Raw genomic sequence first — 18,029 nt, forward strand, 5'->3', positions numbered from 1 at the left:
CCCGACATATCAGCTCGAAAGGAGCCCATGTGTCCGCAAGCGAATCGACCTTCGATTACGTGGTCGTCGGTGGGGGCACCGCCGGCTCGGTGATCGCCAACCGCCTCACCGAGGACCCCGACACGAGCGTCTGCGTGATCGAGGGCGGCCCGTCGGACGTCGGCCTGGACCGGGTGCTTAACCTGCGCGACTGGCTCGGCCTGCTGGAGAGCGACCTCGACTACGGATACACCACCACCGAGCAGCCCAACGGCAACTCGCACATCGTGCACTCTCGCGCCAAGGTCCTCGGGGGCTGCTCCTCGCACAACACCCTCATCAGCTTCCGCCCGTTCGCCCAGGACCTGGACGACTGGGTGGCCGCTGGTGCCGAGGGCTGGGACAACGCCACCGTCCAGGCCTACGCCGACCGGCTGAAGAACAACATCATCCCGATCGCCGAGAAGGACCGGAACCAGCTCATCAAGGACTGGGTCGAGGCCTCCTCCACGGCGACCGGTGTCCCGGTGGTCGAGGACTTCAACGCCGAGACCTCGCACCGCGGCGGCTTCAACGACGGTGTGGGCTTCCTGTCGATCTCGTATGACCCCTACTCCGGGAAGCGCTCCTCGGCGTCGGTCGCCTACCTGCACCCCATCATGGGGGAGCGCGAGAACCTCACCCTGATGCTGGAGACATGGGCCGACAAGCTCGTGTTCGACGGTGACCGGGCCACCGGAGTCGAGGTCGAGCTGGCCTCGGGCGAGCGTCGCACCATCTCCGCCGCGCGGGAGGTCATCCTGTGCGCCGGCGCGATCGACACGCCGCGGCTGCTGATGCTCTCGGGTGTCGGCCCCAAGGACGACCTCGCCAAGGTGGGCATCGAGGCGCGGCACGACCTGCCGGGTGTCGGCGAGAACCTGATGGACCACCCGGAGTCCATCATCATGTGGGAGACGTCCAAGGACGTCCCGGAGAACACCGTCATGCACTCCGACGGCGCCCTGTTCATCCGGCGCGACAAGAGCGACCCGCGTCCGGACCTGATGTTCCACACGTACCAGATCCCGTTCGACGACAACACCAAGCGGCTCGGCTACGAGTCGCCGGAGTGGGGCCGGGCGATGTGCATGACGCCCAACATCCCCCGCTCGCGCTCGCGCGGCAAGCTCTGGCTGACCAGCTCGGACCCCAAGGTGAAGCCGGCGCTGGACTTCCGCTACTTCACCGACCCGGACGGCTACGACGAGAAGACCATCGTCGACGGTCTGAAGATCGCGCGGCAGATCGCCGAGACCGAGCCGTTCAAGTCCTGGATCGAGCGCGAGGTCGCGCCCGGCCCGGGGGTTACCACCGACGAGGAACTGTCGGAATACGGTCGGCGTGCCGCGCACACCGTGTACCACCCGGCCGGTACCTGCAAGATGGGCGCCGCCGACGACCCCATGGCCGTCGTCGACCCTCAGCTGCGCGTGCGGGGCCTGTCGGGCCTGCGCGTGGTCGACGCGTCGGTCTTCCCGACGATGCCGTCGCCCAACCCGATGGTCACCGTACTGACCGTCGGCGAGCGCGCGGCCGACCTGATCCGCGCGAGCTGACGCCCTGAGGCACCGCCCCCTGCGACCCGGGGCGGTGCACCGGACCTCATCCGACGAGCGGGCCGTCCGGTCCTCGTAGATCTCAGACGGCCCGTCGCAGCAATGACAGCCAGGAGAGCTATTCAATGAACTCCCCGACACCAGAGAACGCCGGAGAGCCCCACTATCAGAGCGGGGACGAGCCGAAGATCTCCGTCCGCAAGCTGTGGAAGATCTTCGGCAAGAAGGCCGGTTCCATCATCGGCACCGACTACGAGCGCCTCGACCAGGAGACCGTGCTGGAGCAGACCGGCTGCACCGTGGCGGTGCGCGACGTCTCCTTCGACGTGTACCCGGGTGAGACGTTCGTGGTCATGGGCCTCTCCGGATCGGGGAAGTCCACACTCATCCGCTGCCTGACCCGGCTGATCGAGCCGACCCACGGCGCGGTACTGCTCGAAGGCCAGGACATCGAGCAGCTCCCCGACCAGGAGCTGCGCGAGGTGCGCCGCCGCAAGATGTCGATGGTCTTCCAGCACTTCGGGCTGCTCCCGAACCGCAAGATCATCGACAATGTCGCCTACGGCCTGGAGATCCGCGGACTGAGCAGGGCCGAGCGGCACGCCCGCGCCGCCGAGATGGTCGAGATGGTCGGCCTCAGCGGCTATGAGAACCACAAGCCCGGGCAGCTGTCGGGCGGTATGCAGCAGCGCGTCGGCCTCGCCCGCGCCCTCGCCGTCGACCCCGAGGTGCTCCTGTTCGACGAGCCGTTCAGCGCGCTCGACCCGCTGATCCGCCGCGACATGCAGGGCGAGGTGCTGCGGCTGCAGCGCGAGCTGCGCAAGACCTCGGTGTTCATCACCCACGACCTGGACGAGGCGCTCAAGCTCGGCGACCGGATCGCGATCATGCGCAACGGCGAGATCGTCCAGGTGGGCACCCCCGAGGAGGTCGTCGGCAAGCCGGCCGACGACTACGTGCGCGACTTCGTCTCCGATGTCGCGCGCACGACCGTGCTGACGGTGAGCTGGCTGATGCGCCCGGCGCGCTCGGACGAGTCGCTGGACGGCCCGGAGACCTCCCCGAAGACGATCGTCAGCGACGTGGTCCCGATGCTGGCTAAGGGGACCGCCCCGGTGCGGGTCACGGAGAACGGTCGCCTGCTCGGTGTCGTCGGGCGCGAGGAGGTCCTGCGCGCGATCGCCGAAGAACAGAGCGACGCCGCGGTCGGCGCCACTTCGGAGGCCTGATCATGGCCGCTACACCTACGCCAACACAGTCACCGGCGACCCAGTCCGCGCAACCGTCCGGCGGCGGCACGGCCACGGCGTCGTCCTGGCGGAGCTGGGCCACCAACCGCTGGGTCCAGACCGGCGCCGTCCTGCTGGTGCTCGTGATCGCGGGCGCGCTCCCCTACGTGCGGGCGCCGTTCCCGCCCGAGACCGGCGCCTGGCTGGATGAGAACCTCAACGCCCTGTACACCTGGGTCGTTTCCAACCGCGACACCAGCCCGATCTTCCTCTACGGGTTCAACTACCTCTCGGTGGGGCTGGGCTCGTCCGTTGTGATCATCAACGACCTGCTGCACACGCTCACCTGGCCGGGCGTGGTCGTCCTGGGCGCCTTCGCCGCGTGGCGGACCGCGGGCTGGCGCGTCATGCTGGTCGTCCTCGCGGCGTTCGCCGTCTTCGGCTTCACCGGGCTGTGGGACGAAGCGATGACCACGCTCGCGCTGATTATCACCTCGGTGCTGCTCGCGCTGATCGTCGGTATCCCGGTCGGGATCGCCGCCGGGCGCAGCGACCGGGTGCAGCGCCTGGTCCGGCCCGTGCTGGACTTCATGCAGATCATGCCGGCGTTCGCGTACCTGATGCCGATGCTGCTGCTCTTCGGTATCGGCAACCCCGCCGCGGCGGTGGCCACCACCGTGTACGCCATCCCGCCCGCGGTGCGCATCACCTCCATGGCGATCCGCAACGTCGACAAGGGCGCGATCGAGGCGGCTGTCTCGCTCGGCTCGACCAAGTGGCAGATGCTGGGCAAGGTGCAGCTGCCCCTCGCCAAGCGCACGATCATGCTGGGTGTCAACCAGACGATCATGCTCGCGGTGTCGATGGTCGTCATCGCCTCCGTGATCGGCGCCGGTGGTCTGGGCGACGCGATCTACCAGGCGCTGGCCAAGATCAACATCGGACGCGCGCTGGAGGCCGGTCTGGCCATCGTCATGCTGGCCATCGCGCTGGACCGGGTCACCGGAGCCGTCGGACACGGCGCCCACACGCCGCGGATCCCCGAGCGCCTGCGCTTGTGGGTGCTGGGCGGCGGCCTCGTCGCGACGGCGGCCGTGGCCGCGCTGGGCGTCGAGCGGTGGCCCCTCGAATGGCGGCTGCGCATCGCCGGCCCGGTGAACGACTTCACCGACGCCCTCGAAGGCGCTATCGGCGGCTTCACCGACGCGCTGGGCGTGTGGTTGCTGGACTGGGTGCTGCAGCCGCTGAAGCTCACGCTGATGGACTCCCCGTGGTGGCTCGTCGTGCTGGCGTCGGCCGCGCTCGGCTGGATCTTCGGCGGCCGCCGCGTCGGTCTCACCTGCGGCGCCGCGATCCTCGCCGCGGGGCTGCTGGGCCAGTGGAACCGCAGCATGGACACGCTGTCGCAGATCCTGGTCGCGGCCGTCGTCGTCCTGGCCATCGGGTTGATCCTCGGTGTCCTCATGGCGCGCCACGACCTCTTTGCGGCGATCCTGCGTCCCGTGCTGGACGCTATGCAGACCCTTCCGCCGTTCGTCTACCTGATCCCCGCCGTGGCGCTGTTCGCCGCCGGGCGCGTGCCCGCGCTGGCCGCCGCCGTGGTGTTCGCGCTGCCGCCGGTGATCCGGCTGGTCAACGACGGAATCAGGGGGGTGCCGCAGCAGACCGTGGAGGCCGCGCTCTCGCAGGGCTCCACCAAGTGGCAGCTGCTGACCAAGGTCCAGCTGCCGCTGGCCCGCTCCTCGCTGCTGCTCGCGGTGAACCAGGGCATCATGATGGTCCTCTCCATGGTGGTCATCGGTGCCCTCGTGGGCGGCGGAGCGCTCGGATACGGCGTTGTGTTCGGGCTCAAGCAGAACGAACTGGGCCTCGGACTCACTTCGGGTCTGGCGATCGTGTGCCTGGGGATCTTCCTCGACCGGATGACACAAGGTAGGAGAACCAATGCGTAAGAAGCCGACCATCACGACCGCCGCCAAGGCGGCCGCGGCCGCCTCGGCCCTCGTCTTCGCGTCGTCCTGTGCCGCGCAGCCCGGCGGTGGCGCCGGCGGCGGAGACAGCGTCCGCATGGCGATCAACGGCTGGGTGGGGTACAAGGCCTCGGCCGCGGTCCTGACCTACCTGCTGGAGAACGAGCTCGACGTGAAGGTCGAGCAGAGGCAGATCGACGAGCAGCCGTCCTGGCAGGGCATGAACGACGGCGACATCGACGTCATCGTGGAGAACTGGGGCCACGAGGACCTGATGAAGCAGTACGGACCCGAGGGCAACGACACCGTTGTCGACGGCGGGCCGAACGGCAACAAGGGGACCCTGGGCTGGTACGTGCCGAAGTACCTGCTGGAGGAGTACCCGGACATCAACACCTACCAGGGCGTCAAGAAGAACGCCGAGATCTTCAAGACCGCGGAGAGCGGCGACAAGGGCGAGTTCCTGGCGGGCGACCCCGGCTTCGTCACCCAGGACCAGGGCATGATCAACCACTTCGACATGGACCTGAAGATCGTCTACGCCGGCTCCGAGGCCGCCCAGATCACCACGATGCGCAAGAAGTACGACAACAAGGAGCCCTTCCTTGCCTACTTCTACGAGCCGCAGTGGCTGCACAACGAGCTCGACCTGGAGCACGTGGAGTTCCCCGAGTACGAGGAGGGCTGCGCGGACGACGAGGACGACGTGTCCTGCGGCTACCCCGATTACGACCTGAACAAGATCTTCCGCAAGGGCTTCGTGGAGGAGAACAGCGAGGCCTACCAGCTGCTGAAGAACTGGAAGTGGACCAACGACGACCAGAACCAGGTCGCGGAGATGATCGCCCAGCAGGAGATGGACCGCGAGGAGGCCGCGCAGAAGTGGGTCGAGGAGAACAAGGACGTCTGGGAGTCCTGGATCCCGGAGAGCGCTAAGAGCTAGCCGCCCGCGGGCACTCACCCTGCTTCGAGAGCCACGAGAGCAGAGAGCGGTGGCGGGCGGCGCGCCCTGGTGCGTACGCCCGCCACCGCTGCCGTATGCGGGGCGGAGCCGACCCGTTTCCCGAGGTGGACGGGTCCGTCGGCGCCACCCGTGACCGTCCCCGCACCAATCACCTCCCTGTTGAGCACACCCCCAAGGCAGGACACCCCCATGATCGATCAGAGATTCCGACGGGCCGCGACGAAGGCCGCGGCCGTCTCCCTGACGACCCTGCTCGCCGTCTCGTGCGGAGCGGCGGACGGCGGCGACGACGAGGCCGACACGGACACGGTGCGGATCGCGCTGAACGGCTGGGTGGGATACGAGGCGGACGCCGCCGTCCTGTCCTACCTGATCGAACATGAGCTCGGCGGGAAGACCGAGCTGGTCGAGGAGGACGAGGAGTCCTCATGGGCCAGTCTGGGTGACGGTTCGGTCGACGTCATCCTGGAGAACTGGGGCCACGAGGACCTCATGGAGCTCTACAGCGCCGAGGAGAGCCAGCGCGTCGTCGACGGCGGCCCCAACGGCAACAGCGGCAGCATCGGCTGGTACATCCCCCAGTACGTGGTCGACAAGTACCCGGGGATCGACACCTACAAGGGCCTCAAAGAGAACGCGGACATCTTCACCGGCGCCCAAAGCGGCGACATGGGCCGCTTCCTGGCCGCCGACCCCTCGTTCGTCACCCAGGACCAGGGGATGATCAACCACTTCGACATGGACTTGGAGATTTCCTACGCGGGTTCGGAAGAGGAGCAGATCGCCGAGGTCCGCAAGGCCTACGAGAAGAAGGAACCGGTCCTCTTCTACTTCTACGAGCCGCAGTGGATCCACGAGGAGCTCGACCTGGTGAAGGTGGACTTCCCGGACTACGTCCCGATGTGCGAGATCGACCCCGAGGACATCGGCTGCGACTACCCCGAATACGAGCTGAACAAGGTCTTCCGCAAGGGCTTCGCCGATGAGGGCAGTGAGGCCTACCAGCTCATCGACAACTGGACCTGGACCAACGAGGACCAGAACGACGTCGCCCGGTTGATCGCCGAAAAGGGCATGAGCCGCGAGGAGGCCGCGAAGACCTGGGTGGAGGAGAACCCCGACACCTGGAAGCCGTGGCTCCCGGAGCAGAGCTGAGGGCCTGCGCCCAACGCGGAGTGGAACCGGCACCCTGCCCGGCACGGGGTGCCGGTCACTTGTTCAGGGCCAGGGCGGGGCGGACCTCCGGGAACGGCCACATGTCCGGCACGGGCGAGACGTCAAGGCGGAGAACCCGGGGTGGCTCCACTCCGTCCCCAGGTACAGCACCGCGCCGCACAGACGGATCCGCTACCGGAACCGCCGACCTTCATCGCGCCGGTAGGCCCAGACGGCCAGACCGGCGAGCAGCACCGTCCACCCGAGCAGTACCGGCAGCGCGGACGCCGGGACCGCGCCCTCACTGCTCAGCACCCCGGTGACCAGGTCCCGTGCGGCGCGGGTGGGGAGTGCATGCGAGATCGCGTCCAGCCATCCCGGGAACGTCTGCGGGGGCATGAACAGCCCTCCGGCGAACGCCAGCGGGAACAGGGTCAGTTGGGCGACCGGGATGGCGGCCTTCAACGAGAGCAGGTAGCCGATGACCATACCCATGAGCAGGAAGGGCAACCCGATGGGCAGCACCGCCAGCAGCGCCGCCAGGACCTGCGGCAGCGTCGCCTCCGCCGCGGTGAACAGGGCCGCCACGGCGATGACCGGGAGCATCCCCAGAACCGAGAAGGCCATGGCGGTGAGGACGCGTCCACCCATCCGGGCGAACGGGCCGCTTGGCAGGGTACGCAGGTAGGGCTCCCACGGCTTGTCGCGGTCCTCGGCCACCCCCGACGCGATGTTGAACATGTAGGAGACCACGACCGAGAAGACCGCCATCTGCCCGGCCGCGAGGGTCGCGCCAACGGGATCCCGCGCCACCGCGGCGTTCGGCACCACGAAGAAAAGCATGAGCAGCGCGGGAAAGGCGATCGAGCTGACCGCGGCGATCGGTTCACGCAGATTCTCCAAAAACTGGTATCGCGTGTGCAGCAGGAGTTGGCTCACCGCTCCCCTTCCAGTCGGTGGCGGGGCGAGGTCAGCGCCATGAACGCCTCCTCCAGGGAGGTGTCGGAGACCGTCAGATCGCTGAAAGCGGTACCGCTGCCGACCAGTTCGCGCACCACCCGGTCGGAGTCGCTGCACAACAGATCGACACGCTCGCCCTCAACCCTGGAGCTGACGACCCCCGGCAGTTCGGGCGGCTGGTAGGCCACGAAGCTGACCCGCCGCGAGGCGACTTTGCCGCGGATCGCGTCGGGGCCACCGTCGTCGAGTACCCGGCCGCCGCTCAGCACCACGACGCGCTCCGCCAGCGCCTCGATCTCCTCCAGGTAGTGGCTGGTGAGCAGGATGCTTCCGCCCTCGCGGCGGTACGTCCGAAGCACGTCCCAGAGCTGGTGGCGGGCTTCGACATCCATCCCCGTAGTCGGTTCGTCCAGCACGACGAGGTCGGGGCGCCCAACGAACGCCAGGGCGACGGCGAGCCGCCGCTGCTGGCCCCCGGACATCGCGCCCGCTTTGCGCCGGGCGAGGGAGGCCAGACCGAAGCGTTCCAGCAGTTCAGACCCGGGAACGGGGTTCGGGTAGTGCCGCCCGACAAAGGTGACGACCTCGTCGACGCGCAGGTTCGGTGGCAGGCCCGTCTGCTGCGGCGTGCAGCCCAGTCGCGTGCGCTGGGCCGGAACACGGGGGTCGCCGCTGAAGAGTTCGACCGTTCCGGAGTCGGCCGTGCGGATGCCGGTGATCAGGCTGAGCAGTGTGGACTTTCCCGCGCCGTTGGGACCTAAGATGCCGATCAACTGCCCGGGCGGAACAGTGAAGCTCACATTGTCGAGGGCGCGGACCTGCCCAAAACTCCGGCTGACGTTAACCACGCGTACGAGGTCGTCGGACAATCCGAACCTCTTCCCCTTCGCCATCTCCTGTGGTGCGCCATCTTCCCAGGACGATTGGTGGGTGCCCCGCTGCGAGTACTCGGATACACAGTTTCGCCGCGCCTCGGGGCATTGTTAGCCCGAAGGTGCGGGCGCAGGCGGAAGGCCGCGCTCCGAGTGCGATTGTTGGCGAGACTTTAGCAGACACGTCAAGATCAAACAATTGCAAATTATACGTATTCCTGTTACATGGGCGTGGGCGAGCAAGGCAATTCCCAGGTCAGCCGGGATTCCAGTGCGGCGGTCCCGCAGTCGATCGGCGGACTGGCCGGAACCGGTCGGGTGCGGTTCAGGTATCGGCCGCCGCAGCAGCAACGGGGGTTGCTGGTGAAGGTGCACCGGGCCGCCGTGGAATCAAAGGCCTGGTTCGCCTCGCCAGGGTAGCTGAGCTTCAGCGTCGACACCCCGGGCCGGCGGGGTGATGCCACTCCTTGGCCGCATTATTTTCTCCTGATCCCGCCTCCTCAGTACGCACCAAGTCAATTCGCAGAGCGATGAGGGATGTCCGGGAACTTCACAACCGTGCCCTGCCTAGAGTCGATCTCGGGATCCCTTTGCAAGGGTGTCGTTCCCCTGAAAGGGGAACACGAAGCTCCCCCTTCGTGATCCTCGCCAGTTCCGCCCTTTTATCGGAATGAGCTGCAACGGGGCATTCACCTGTCGCGCCGGGGAAACAAGGGGAGGTCGAATTGGCCCGATCCCGCCGTCCCTACGACGCCGGGTCCCGGCCCTATGTATTCGATGCGCTCAGAGCTGTGCCCGACGCGGATCCGGTTCGCGATCCGACAGAGGCCGTCCTGGCCGTCACCGACCTCTACACATTCCACCTCGACGAACTGCAGCGCGGCCTGTCTGCGGTCGGAGGTCCCCGTGCCACGCCGCGCGTCGCCGGGCTCGTCGGACGACCGCACGGGGGCCGGACCGGTACGCGGGCGTCTACAGCGTCGTCGGTCCTGGACGGCTGTTCATAGACGACCTCGTCGTCATCCTCACCTTCCTCAGGGGCGGCCCTGTGGCCTTGTCCCTCCTTCCACATGGCACACAACGTTGTGCTGCCCTTCGGCCGCAAAGAGCGCCTTCATGCACGGGATGCTGGCGGCACGACACCGGTCCACTCGAAACGCGTGTAGTGAAGCGGGTCATTCGATGGACGAGCGACCGCTCCGGACAGGGGAGAATGGACGGATGCGGCGGCGGAGTCCCACTCCGCCGCCGCAGTTGTGTCCCCCTAATCACCCCCTGAAGCAAAGCAAAGAAGACCATGAGCAACACGAAGTTCGGACCCGCCGCCGCGAAGATCGCGGCCGCCTCCGCGGCAACCCTGCTGCTGTCCTCCTGCGGGGCCGCCGCGGACAGCGAGGGCGCGTCCGACACGGTGCGGATCGCACTGAACGGCTGGGTTGGGTACGAGGCCAACGCCGCCGTCGTGTCCCACCTGCTGGAGAACAAGCTCGACTACACCACCGAGCTGCTGGAGATGGACGAGCGGACCGCCTGGCAGGAGTTGGCGGCCGACGACGTCGACGTCATCCTGGAGAACTGGGGCCATGAGGACCTCATGGAGCTCTACAGCGCCGAGGAGAGCCAGCAGGTCGTCGACGGCGGCCCCAACGGCACCGACGGCAAACTGGGCTGGTATATGCCCAAGTACGTTGTCGACTCCTACCCGGGCATCGACACGGCCGCCGGGTTGAAGGAACACACCGAGGTCTTCGCGCCGTCCGATGGCGGCTCGACCGGGCGGCTCCTGGGCAGCGACCCGTCGTTCGTCACCCAGGACCAGGGGATGATCAACCACTTCGGTCTGGACTTGGAGATCGACTACGCGGGGTCGGAGAAGAAGCAGATCGCCGAGGTCCGCAAGGCCTATGAGAAGAAGGAGCCGGTCCTCTTCTACTTCTACGAGCCGCAATGGGCCTTCGAGGAGCTCGACCTGGTGAAGGTGGACTTCCCGGACTACGTCTCGATGTGCGAGATCGACCCGGAGGACGTCGGCTGCGACTACCCCGAGTACGAGCTGAACAAGGTGTACCGCAAGGGCTTCGCCGATGCGGGCGGCGCGGCCTATCGGCTCATCGACAACTGGGAGTGGACCAACGAGGACCAGAACGAGGTCGCCCGGATGATCGCCGAGGACGGAATGTCCCGCGAAGAGGCCGCGAAGACCTGGGTCGAGGAGAACCCCGACACCTGGAAGCCCTGGATCCCGGCCGACACCTGACCGGACCCTCGTGTGGGCGGCGTCGCAATAGGCCCGCCGTCCACACGGCCCGGCCGCGGCCGCCTCATCGCTCGTGCCGCAGCCGCTGCCACACCCAGTAGACGTTCAGACACGCCGCGATGAACCCCGCGGTGAAGACGACGATCAGCGGCACCGAGTCCGTCAGCAGCACCGCCAGCACCGTCGCGACGAGCAGCACCCCCGCCCCGAACACCGCCAGGATTAGCCGAAACCCCAGAGCACTGGCCGGACGATCGTGACTCCCAAGAGGCCCCTTCAGCCGCCCGCGCCGCATGCCCGCTCCTTCACTTTTGTTCTCCCACTACTTCATCGTATGAGCGGATCAAAGGCGGGACTACTGCAGCTGCACCTGATGCAGGTCGCTGCCATCACTCCCCTCCGCTACGGTCGACTATTGGTAGGTAAACGGTGAGAAGTCCGGTGAGGTGGTCATGGCAAGGACGAACAATAGGGTTCCAGACCAGGTGCGACAGGTTCGCCGCGCGTTGGAGTCGTCCTTTTCCGGGCTCATCGACATGTCCGATTTTGAGAGCTATGCCGCTGAGGACCGCCGACGGGCGTTTCTTTCCCGGGCATTGGCCGCTCTTGCTGTGCGAATGGTCACGGGATGGGGTAGTGCCGATGCTGCTGCAGCTGTCATCGACGGGCGGGACGACCAAGGCATCGATGCCATCGCGGTCAACAATGATCCGCCACACGTCTACCTAATCCAAGCCAAGTGGAGCGACAAAGGCCGGGCCACAGTGAAGGCCCGTACCGTAAAGGACATGTTCGATGGATTTCGCCTCATCGATGATGAGGAGAGTGGCCAGTTCAATCCACGCGGTCAGTTCCTGGCAGAGCAGGTCAAGGAAGCAATAGTAAACAGGGGCGCTAGCGTCACTGTCTTGACCGTCCTGATGGGAGTCGAGGCTCCCTCTCCAGAGGTCATGAGGGCGCTGGCTAACGGAGAAAAGGAGTTCAACACACACGGCGGGCTGGTCGACCACCGATTTCTGCATGCCGGTGACGTGTGGACGTGGGTGCGCGATGATGTAGCTCCTGATCCGGTGTCAATGTCGGTGGAGCTCTATCCCTGGTTTTCTCTGGATGTTCCACACCATGCATTCCAGGGGATTATTCCTGCGGAGCGCGTCGCCGAATGGCTGGATAAAAATGGTTCGCGTCTATTTGAGCGAAATATACGAAACCCTCTGTCTGGAACGCTGACAAACGAAGAGATCACGTCGACGTTGTCTGACGAGCCATCTCTGTTCTGGTACTTCAACAATGGGATTACCGTGCTGTGCGATACGGTCCAAGTTCAGTACAGCTCGATGCGGAATCCCCAAGGTAGTCCAGTCACGCTCCATCTGCAGGGTGCGAGCGTCGTCAACGGTGCTCAGACAGTGCGCGCGGTTCAGCGTTCCCTTGAACACTCCGACGATGCCGCTGCGGCAAAGGTTGGTGTGCGCGTGATCGTCACGGGCGGGGAGACCGAGTTCGCCTCGCGGACCACGCGGGCTACCAACCGGCAGAACCAAGTCGAGCAGCGAGATTTCGCCGCACTGGACCCTGCCCAGGGCGAAATCCGTGCTGATCTGCGGGCTGAGATTGGTAAGACCTACTTGGTGAAACGCGGTGAACTGAGTCCGTCGCCTGAGACCGGATGCACCCTGGATGAGGCGGCTGTCGCGCTGGCGTGCGCCCATCCTAACGTTACGTATGCCAGTCGTGCCGCCCGATCGCTCGCCACATTGTGGGAACGAGGTAGCGGCGCCACCTACGAAATCCTTTTCCGCCCCCAGCCGAACGCGTTCCAGATCTGGCGCTCCGTGCTGACAGTTCGCTCCATCCGCAAGGAAATGCATGATCTGCGGCGACACTATGAGGGACGCGCAGCTGCCGTGTTGGAACACGGCAGCTATCTGATGGCTCATCTGGTATTCCAATGGCTTGGAACCGATGATATCGGTGATCCTTATCTCGACTGGGAGGCGGAGTTCTTGCCTCGCGTCGCAGAGGGGGTGGAATCTCGCCTTGCCCTTCTACTGAAGGCCCTGGACGACACCTATCCTAGGGGCCGTGTGCAGGCTATTGTCAGCGACCCTGACAAGTGCCGAGAAGTGACTGCTGTGATGTCCGAACTGGACGGTGGGATCCAGGATGACGTCACGGTTCCTGATCAGTACGTCAAGAAGATTCAGGCACAGAAGCGTCGACGGCCCAACACCGTGCCCACGTTGATCGACCACGGAGCAATCTCGGAGGGTGCACCGCTGGATTTTGTTGCGTCAAATGATCGGGAGCGAGAGGCACTCGCCTCATGGCTATCGGAAGATCCGCGTCGGTCCAGGGCAACCTGGGTGAATAATCGTACTAAGCCTCTGTTGTGGGAGGCCGACGGCCGTAAATACTCACCTTCAGGGTTGGTCTCGCTGATGTGGAAGCTGGCGGAGTGGGAAAGCCAACCGGTTGCCAATCAGGGGACGACGCGTTGGCAAACGGATGACGGACAGACTCTGGTGGAAATGGCTGTCGCGTTGCAGGCTGCAGTCGATTCGGATTGAGTGTGCGCGCAGCGGAACCTGATCTTACGAGGCGTTGACGATCTCGCCTCTCCACACCCTGCGCCCAAAGTCGTCTAAGAGCTCTCTACGCGTATCGCAATCGGGCATTGTCGATCGCAGCGTATTCCAGAATCTGCGACTATGGTCGGGAATTATGGCGTGAGCCATTTCATGGGCGATAACGTACTCGACCAGAGGTGCAGGAACTTGGAACGTCAACCAGTTGAGATTGATACGGCCGCGTTGAGGGTCATTGACGCATACTGGCGAGTAGGACCCCCATTTCCAGCCGAGTTCTCGTACGGCAACTGTGGGCTCGCTGACGCCCAGGCGTGCAGCCCAGGGCTGTAGTCTGTCCTGCGCCCACTTTTTGCCCGTTCGCCGATACCAGGCGATGAGCTCGTGGCGGGCGCGGGTCGGATCCTCTGCGATGGATCGGTCTATCTGCATCCGCCCGGCGAGTACGCGCGGAGAGGCGTCGGGATCGTCGACTAGGAGAAGCGGCAAGAGCCGTCCTAGATAACGGAAGCCCTCCCCGCTGGTGAAGTGCTTGACCTGGTAGGTAGGCAGGGTTTCTTGCCGCAGTTGGAGCTTCTGGATGACCCAACTGCGGTTCGCACGCAGGAACTCCTGCGCCCTGTACGCAGGGCAGCCCTCAGGAACGGCCAGTGTCAGCGTCGAGTCACGCTCTACCGTCAGGCCTATGCGCCGTCTCCGAGAGCTGACACGTACCCGCGCCACCTGTCCGTCGACAGCGACAGTATCGCCGTCGACCAGGGGCGCGGGCATGGTGGTGCAGTCAGTGGGTGACACGGTTCTATGATGACCCACGGTGACGGAACTCGACGCGATTCTGGTTCGCGTATGCCGAAATTCGGTGAGAGAGTTCATCCAGTTCGCCTGGTGTGAGCTTATCTCCGCTGAGGTCCAGCCGACGCCAGTGGCGCCGCAAGACTTCGAACAGCTTCCCCGCTAGCAGCCGCAGATCCTGATCCTCACCACGGTACGCAGCCTGACCGACAGTCTGGCTGATGGTAATGCGGACTTGCACCGTCAGCTCATGCAGCTGGCCCACTGCGGCTTCGCTCAGGCACGTGGCGCGGATCTGGTTCCTGACCAAGCCATAGAGTGCGCGATCAAGCGGACTGAGACCCACGGTCTCCGGGTCGTCGGCCGCGTCCCGTGCCTCGTCAACGATGGAGCCCATACGTTCCTTCTGTTCTTCCCACCGGTTCTGAAACTCTTGGAGGATGTTCTCTAGACGTTCCGATAGCCGCTGGTACCTCACCGGATCGGTACGCTTGACGCGTTCCTCCAGATGGAACCGCAGAGCATGCTCCATCTCTGCTGCGGCTTCTCGCGGATCTGAGAGGTCTGCGACGGCCTCGTCGAAGCCGACCGATGTGATGGACACGGGCGGAATCGCCTGCTCGATCTCTGATAGGTCCAGGTGCTCGGCAATCATCGCTCGCACCTTGCGCCCGTAGCGGCGCATCGTGAACTGCCCACCCTCGTCGTCGCGATAGCGGCGACGGACGCGCTTCTGCAGGAGCGTCCAGTCGCGCAGTCGAGGGACGAAGTCGAGCCCCGCGGGGTCGGGAAGGATACGTTCCATGGTCTTCGAGAACCTGAGGAGCAGAGCATCGAACCTGACGCGGTCCTCCTCGTCCTCCAGTGTGTGCAAGGCCTCCGAGAGCTGAACGGGATCGCTGATGTCCCCGATGCCACGCTCCTGAAGGAACGCTTCGAGGTCGTACGCGGCTCGGCGTAGTACTGGCACTTCGTCAGCCATAGGGCGCATGGTGCTGTCGACGTCCCTTTGGGCATACCCGGCCAGCGCACTCCCCAAGTGCTCGAAAACGCCGTAGTAGTCGACTACGTAGCCGATGTCCTTGCCGGGGGCAGGACGGTTCACGCGCGCCACTGCCTGTAGTAGCTCTGCGTCTCTAATGGGACGGTCAAGATAGAGGACCTGCTCCCGGGGTGCGTCGAAACCGGTCAGCAGCATCGACTTCACGATGAGAAACGCGACGGCCCCGTCCGGAACGTCGGCGTCGCCCATACCTTGGGAGGAGGACGTATCATCAGATGCTGCCCAGGGTTGGTTCGTCGGCTTGGAGGGTTGCGGGGCCACGCCGTCGGAGGAGGCGGAAGACGTTCCACTCCCCTGATCAGCGCCGGACCAGGGGAGGTCCGGGTCTGGCATCGGCAGCGGTTTGTGGAACTCTACGATGTGACGTTTCTGCTGCTCTTCATCGGTCCACTCTGTCCAGCGGCCAGCCTTCTTCTCATTACCAGCGGAAATGACGGGTACGAAAACCAGACTCCGCAGCACCGCCCGAAACCTCCAAGCGGTGAGCAGCAGGCGCTCCTTTTCCGTCAGTTCCTCCGGGAGGCGACCCTGAAGACTCATCGGATCAAAAGCATCGACCTCGGCTAGCAGATCACCGCGAGCACGCATCAGCGCTTCACGGTAGATGACTGTGGCTTGTCTGCTGGCCGCTGCCACCTGTGCTTTGAATCCGCCAGGCAGTGAGGTGACAACCCAGTGCCGTAGCATGTCCGCTGCCTTGGCCCGAATCATCGGTGGGGACTCCGCGACGTCGTGCGACGTCGGCCACCGCTTGGCCAAGGCTGCCTTCTCTGCGGGAGTCCGGTCGGCGAGGAGATCATCGAAGCGCTGGTCGAGTTTGTCCCGGTCGCTGACCTGTCCCGGTCCAGTACGGCCCTCATAGCGAATACGGACGACCGCGCCGTCCCGCTCCGCGTCCTCCATCCGGTATTCGTCGAGGAACCGGCCGTCCCCCTCGGCACCGAAGATGCGGGAGGTGTCGGTCGACCGACCGCGCATGATGGGAGTGCCGGTGAAGCCGAGGAAGGCAGCGTTCGGAATCGCCTGCCGCAGGCAGGCGTGCAGCACGGACGTGTGAGAGCGGTGCGCCTCGTCGATCAGAACGAGGACATTTGGGGAGTCATTGCACAACGGGAAGTAGGGGTCCTTGGCCCGGTTCCGGTCGGACTCGCTGGCCTGATCACCAGCCTCCGACGAGCGCTCTGCCTCCTTGTACTCCCCGCGCAGGTCGCGATCGTCCGCCTCTGACGAGGCGTCGCCCTCGGCGAATCCGAACCGCTTGCCATTGCCTCCGCGATACTTCTGGATCATCGCCATGACGACCCGGCGTCCGCCCTCAGTGAGGAGACGCTCGACTTCCGTCTGGGAACGCGCAGTGACCGGTTTCTCTTCGCTCAGCCGAAGGGAACGGTCGAGCTGCTGCTGCAGCTGGGTTCGGTCGGTGGCCACGACAACGAGGAACTGCGAGAGTTCTGGGTGCGTGCGTATCCGGCGAACAAGAAAGGCCATGGTGAGGCTCTTGCCGGAGCCCTGCGTGTGCCAGATGACGCCGCTGCGTTCGTCCCGTCCACCGGTCTCAAGGGTGGTCCTGCCGGTCAAAAGCTTGCGCACGGTCTTCTCGACCGCGCGGTACTGCGGGTACCGGCACACGATCTTGACGTCTTGGACGCCGCTACCGGTCTCCACCTGTTGGATGACCACGTAGTGGCGGAGAATGTTCAGCAGGTCCGAACGGCGCAGCACGGCGGCGACGAGCTTCTGCTGATCGGTCAGCGGCGCCGGTGGCTGTCCTTCAGGGGGCTGCGGGAGCAGGTCGGAGGCCAGCAGCTCGGATCGGACGAGGTCTTCCGAAACCGGCTCCACCGAACGCCAAGCGGCGAAGTGCTCCCGTCCGGCGCTGATGGTTCCCAGAACCGCTTGCTCCCCCGAAGCTGCCACCAGCAACTGGACCGTCCGGAACAGGTGCGGAATGCCGACCAGCCGGTCACCGTCGTCTTCGATCTCAACGTCATCGCCCCGGTAACTCTGAAGGTCGCGGATCGCCCAGCCGATGGCGTCGTGTACATCTGGGCTCTTGCACTCGACAACGGCTACCGGGGCGCCGTTGACAAACAGCACAAGGTCGAGAACAGAGAAGCCGCCGTCTGGGCGGCTGACGCGGAACTGATCGACGACGAGGAACTCGTTGCGATCAAGGTGTTCTGGGTCCCAGTCAATGGCGTGGACGTTGGTGAGTCGGCCACGGTGCTCCTGGGCATCACCAGGAACCTGGATGCCGTGCAACAACATGTCTGTGGCCAGCCGGTTGGATTCGAGCAATCGTTCACCGAGCGGGACAGACTCCATCCGGTCAATGACGGTCTGGACCGTGGCATCGTCCACCCACTCGGAACCGTCGGAACGTCGATTGATCCGCTTGAGCGCTGCCCCGATCCGATCGGGGAGAACCGCCCGTTCCAGCTCCTGACCGGTACGCCCGAGGTCCGGTCCGTGAACGTGGATCCAGCCCATGGCCTTGAGCTGCTCAATAAACGGCCGTTCCACCTCGTCACGCTCGACCGAGGACATCCGATGAACCCTTCCACACCTGAGGCGGACCGCGCCGTTGGCTAGGGGAGCGCGA

The 18,029-nt window shown here is 65.2% G+C and carries 12 protein-coding genes; 7 read left to right on the forward strand and 5 right to left on the reverse strand.

The annotated features are described in order from the left end of the window. The first annotated feature begins 29 nt into the window (after positions 1 to 29). The 5 genes from ABD259_RS10760 to ABD259_RS10780 all read left to right on the forward strand — a co-directional run bounded on the left by ABD259_RS10760 (position 30) and on the right by ABD259_RS10780 (position 6,895). Complete coding sequence (locus ABD259_RS10760) at positions 30 to 1,577, forward strand: GMC family oxidoreductase (protein ID WP_344106919.1); 1,548 nt, start codon at positions 30 to 32, stop codon at positions 1,575 to 1,577. A 125-nt stretch (positions 1,578 to 1,702) separates the two neighbouring features. Then, entirely contained in the window at positions 1,703 to 2,806 is a 1,104-nt protein-coding gene (locus ABD259_RS10765; RefSeq protein ID WP_344161853.1) for a quaternary amine ABC transporter ATP-binding protein, read from the forward strand. 2 nt (positions 2,807 to 2,808) lie between these two features. Then, positions 2,809 to 4,758 (forward strand): ABC transporter permease, encoded by a 1,950-nt coding sequence (locus ABD259_RS10770; RefSeq protein WP_344161856.1) that lies wholly within the window; start codon positions 2,809 to 2,811, stop codon positions 4,756 to 4,758. Continuing rightward, on the forward strand, positions 4,751 to 5,719 hold the full coding sequence (locus ABD259_RS10775) for an ABC transporter substrate-binding protein (protein WP_344106922.1): 969 nt from the start codon (positions 4,751 to 4,753) through the stop codon (positions 5,717 to 5,719). The genes ABD259_RS10770 and ABD259_RS10775 overlap by 8 nt, the downstream gene beginning before the upstream one ends. Positions 5,720 to 5,929: 210 nt before the next feature. After that, complete coding sequence (locus ABD259_RS10780; RefSeq protein ID WP_344161859.1) at positions 5,930 to 6,895, forward strand: ABC transporter substrate-binding protein; 966 nt, start codon at positions 5,930 to 5,932, stop codon at positions 6,893 to 6,895. 192 nt (positions 6,896 to 7,087) lie between these two features. Here the strand turns inward: ABD259_RS10780 and ABD259_RS10785 are convergent, their stop codons facing one another. Both ABD259_RS10785 and ABD259_RS10790 read right to left on the reverse strand, forming a co-directional pair. Beyond that, a complete protein-coding gene (locus tag ABD259_RS10785) occupies positions 7,088 to 7,834 on the reverse strand; it encodes an ABC transporter permease (protein ID WP_344161862.1) in 747 nt (248 codons plus the stop codon). Next, on the reverse strand, positions 7,831 to 8,724 hold the full coding sequence (locus tag ABD259_RS10790; RefSeq protein ID WP_344161865.1) for an ABC transporter ATP-binding protein: 894 nt from the start codon (positions 8,722 to 8,724) through the stop codon (positions 7,831 to 7,833). Before ABD259_RS10790 ends, ABD259_RS10785 begins: the two co-directional genes overlap by 4 nt. A gap of 1,300 nt (positions 8,725 to 10,024) precedes the next feature. On the opposite strand from ABD259_RS10790, the gene ABD259_RS10795 reads away from it, so the two are divergent. Next, positions 10,025 to 10,984, forward strand: coding sequence for a glycine betaine ABC transporter substrate-binding protein (locus tag ABD259_RS10795; protein ID WP_344161868.1), 960 nt, complete (start codon positions 10,025 to 10,027; stop codon positions 10,982 to 10,984). A 64-nt stretch (positions 10,985 to 11,048) separates the two neighbouring features. Here ABD259_RS10795 and ABD259_RS10800 read toward each other — a convergent pair whose 3' ends face one another. Further along, complete coding sequence (locus tag ABD259_RS10800) at positions 11,049 to 11,279, reverse strand: hypothetical protein (protein ID WP_344161871.1); 231 nt, start codon at positions 11,277 to 11,279, stop codon at positions 11,049 to 11,051. Between the two features lie 157 nt (positions 11,280 to 11,436). Between ABD259_RS10800 and ABD259_RS10805 the strand changes: the two genes are divergently transcribed. Next, on the forward strand, positions 11,437 to 13,554 hold the full coding sequence (locus ABD259_RS10805; protein WP_344161874.1) for an AIPR family protein: 2,118 nt from the start codon (positions 11,437 to 11,439) through the stop codon (positions 13,552 to 13,554). Positions 13,555 to 13,578: 24 nt separating this feature from the next. On the opposite strand, the gene ABD259_RS25825 is transcribed toward ABD259_RS10805, so the two are convergent. Together ABD259_RS25825 and ABD259_RS10810 are read right to left on the reverse strand one after the other, a co-directional pair. Beyond that, positions 13,579 to 14,445 carry a M48 family metallopeptidase gene (locus ABD259_RS25825; RefSeq protein ID WP_425573509.1) on the reverse strand — a complete coding sequence of 289 codons (867 nt, stop codon included), beginning with the start codon at positions 14,443 to 14,445 and terminating at the stop codon, positions 13,579 to 13,581. Then, on the reverse strand, positions 14,372 to 17,974 hold the full coding sequence (locus ABD259_RS10810; RefSeq protein WP_344161877.1) for a type I restriction endonuclease subunit R: 3,603 nt from the start codon (positions 17,972 to 17,974) through the stop codon (positions 14,372 to 14,374). The genes ABD259_RS25825 and ABD259_RS10810 overlap by 74 nt, the downstream gene beginning before the upstream one ends. Positions 17,975 to 18,029 lie beyond the last annotated feature (55 nt).

It is taken from the genome of Nocardiopsis rhodophaea (genome assembly GCF_039530945.1).
Lineage (GTDB): Bacteria > Actinomycetota > Actinomycetes > Streptosporangiales > Streptosporangiaceae > Nocardiopsis_C > Nocardiopsis_C rhodophaea.